At 61.2% G+C, this 1,494-nt stretch carries 2 protein-coding genes; both read right to left on the reverse strand.

Features of this window, described 5'->3' with window-relative positions; genetic code table 11:
- Positions 1–569 (reverse strand): TIM barrel protein (locus PMI18_RS06005; RefSeq protein ID WP_007905225.1); only part of this gene is annotated, 569 nt, incomplete at its 3' end.
- A gap of 136 nt (positions 570–705) precedes the next feature.
- On the reverse strand, positions 706–1,494 hold a 789-nt coding region (locus tag PMI18_RS06000), incomplete at its 5' end, for a 2-deoxy-5-keto-D-gluconate 6-phosphate aldolase domain-containing protein (protein ID WP_007905227.1).

Consider the following 1,494-nt stretch of genomic DNA (forward strand, 5'->3'; position numbering starts at 1 on the left):
CCCATGTAGCAGTGGCCCGAATCGAACAGCAGGCCGACTTCGCTGCCGGTCAATGCCATCAGTTTGTCGATGTCCGCCGGGGATTCGACGTAGGCGCCCATGTGATGGTGATACGCCAGACGCACGCCCTGGGACAGGGTGAAGCGTGCCAGTTCGGTGAGTTTGTCGGCGTATTCCTGCCAGGCCTGTTCGGTGTGAAAACGCGGGCGCTCGACCAGTGGAATGCGCTGACCTTGAATCGAGTCGGCGACTTCGCCATAGACCAGCACCTTGGCGCCATTCTTCGCCAGTAGCTCGACATGGCTGGCGATGGCGTCGATTTCCTCGGCCACGGAACGGCAGGCCAGACGGCTGGAATACCAGCCGGAGACCAGCGCCAGATCGTAGGGCCGCAGCACGTCGCCGACGCCTTTGGCATCCTTGGGGAATTTACCGTTGAGTTCGAAGCCTTCGTAGCCGATTTCCTTGCCTTCGCTGAGGGCGGTGCTCAACGGCGTCTCGCCACCGAGGGACGGCAAGTCGTCGTTGCTCCAGGAGATCGGGTTGATGCCAATTCGGATAGCGGGCATGGCTGCACCTTTTATTGTTTTCTAAATTACCGTTGAGTCTGAGGCCGCCTTCGCGGGCAAGCCTCGCTCCTACAGAACACCGCAGCTTCCCGTAGGAGCGAGGCTTGCCCGCGAAGAACGATAACGCGGTGTTACGTCATGCCCGGGCCGTGCGCCAGGCTTCGATCAATTCGACGAACGTGCCCTGCACCTGGCGGATCAGCGTTTCGTCGTCGATTTCACCGGCCATCCACGCGCGGCTCGGCTCCTGGAAAATCGTCCGGCCGACGGCGAAACCTCGGCAGGTCTGGCTCTGGCTGGCCTGCTGAAACCCTTCGGCCAACGCTGCCGCCGGTGCATTCAAGCCCAACAGCACGACACCACGGCAATACGGATCGCGTTCCTGAATCAGCTCGTCGAGTTGTTTCCATTCCTCGGCGCTTTGCGCTTCGATCTTCCACCACGCCGGGTAGATGCCCAGGTTGTAGAGGCGTTTCAGCGCGCGATACAGCACGTCCGGATGCGGTGATGGGTGATCCTTGGGCGGAATGATCTCCAGCAGCAGTTCATGACCGCTGACCTGGGAGGCCTGATACAAACCCTTGATCTGCGCTTCCTGCTCCAGACGCAGCAGCGGCTCGTCGTCAGGATGAAATTGCACCAGGCACTTGATGATTTGTTCCTGCGGCCAGGCGATCAGGTTGCTGCCAATCGAGCGACCGTGCTCGAACGCCAATGGCCGCGAGCCCTGCACCTCCACCGGTCGAGCCACCCACCAGCCGCGACCGGTGGCAGCGTTCAGCGAGTCCTGACCGAAACGTTGATCGGCCAGCAAGCCGACGTCGGCGTCGACGCCCTGCTCACGCAAATCCGCTTCGACCCGTTCCACGGCTTTGATAAAGAGTTGTTTGAGTTCGCCAATGCTGCTCAGGTCGCGACCGCCCTT

The organism is Pseudomonas sp. GM102 (genome assembly GCF_000282555.1).
GTDB lineage: Bacteria > Pseudomonadota > Gammaproteobacteria > Pseudomonadales > Pseudomonadaceae > Aquipseudomonas.